The organism is Treponema sp. R80B11-R83G3 (assembly GCF_054786115.1).
Window position 1 is genome coordinate 1 of record NZ_BDHF01000204.1, and the last position, 1,465, is coordinate 1,465.

The window sequence follows — 1,465 nt, forward strand, 5'->3', positions numbered from 1 at the left end:
ATTGAAAACATCAAACCAAAACTGGTAGGCGGAAAACACAAAATCATTGACGAAACATTCAAGGACAAAGCCAGTTTCAAAGAAACCGAAGAAGGGGATTTTGACGATGCCTAACAAAAGCGCCGCGTTAAGCGGCGTAGATGAATAATGCGACACGGCAAGAGCCCCCAAAAATGCCACTGTAACAAAAAAAGCAAGTTTGCGCAGACCGCAAAGCGGTCTGATAGCAAACGACAGGGCGAGAAAACGGTATCAGACATTTTTTCTCTCTTGACCTTCATGTAAAAAAGACGTATGATTATTCTGTATAGATGAGAAATCACTACTGGAACGCTTGGACAAAATCATTTCCCTATTGGAAATTGCCAACAAACAACCGTCTATACTGATTAGAGTTGGAAACGGTGCGGCTACAGGTGCGGGAATACTTGGATTAATTTCAGTTATTGATATAATTAAAACATGGTTAGGAGGGTAATCTCATGGCATGGCAAATCATTTTAACAGTTGCTTTATTAATCACCAGTGCGGTACTTTTTTTTGTAACTAACAAATTAAAAAACAGCCGATAATCGCAGGAGGAGAAAAATGAATTTGATAATACTGCTTTGCATACCGTTAGTTCCGGCACTCATAGTAACAATTTACCTAATGATTTCCGTCAAAAAAGAAAGCAGACACCACGAGCCAAAAACCGCATAACCCTTTCAAACACCCCATAAATCGTGTCAAAAAGACACACTTTGTGTCTTTTTGCTCCATTTTTTTCTGTAATAGTTCATGGTAAATTCTTCCCTCTTTTTTGTGCTCTTCTCCTCCTTTGTGCTCTTAGTGTGCACTCTTCTTCTATAAACCCCTTCAGTCCCATTTACAATCCGCCGAAATTCATAGTATAATCAAGTGATTTGGGAGATCAAAAATGATTGGAAAGGCAATAATCTTATTGCTGCTCATTATTATTCTCGCGGCGGGCGGCATTATATGGTTCGATTATTTAAATCTAATTGACGCAAAAAGCGTACTCGCGCCCTATTACAAATATATCCCATTCTTGCCCGGAGAAGGCAGAAAACAGCCAAAAAAGACCGATGATGAATTGCTCAACCTTGACGCTGAACGGCTGGCAGTCCGGCTTGAACAAATTGACTTGCTCCGCATGGAAATAGACACCAAAAATAAGGATTTGGACAACCGCTACGGGGAAATCACGCAAATGGCGCAGGAATTGGAAGAACGTCAAAATGCGCTTGACGAGCGTGAAAAATCTCTCAGAGCGCAACAATTAGATGCCGAAAATAAGGATAGGAATGTCGAGCAGAACGCCCGGTATCTGACAGGCATGCCGCCGCAAAACGCGGTGGGCATCATCGCCAAGCTGGATGACCAGGACGCTATCGACGTTCTCCGGAAGACTGAGGAAATAGCCAAAGCCGAGGGAACAGCATCAATTGTTTCCTATTGGTTC

Annotated in this window: 1 protein-coding gene; it reads left to right on the top strand. The window is 42.1% G+C overall.

Translation table 11 applies throughout. The features are described 5' to 3' along the window. Positions 1–919: 919 nt before the first annotated feature. Positions 920–1,465 (top strand): periplasmic-type flagellar collar protein FlbB (locus tag ACYVRH_RS12605; RefSeq protein WP_461257252.1); only part of this gene is annotated, 546 nt, incomplete at its 3' end.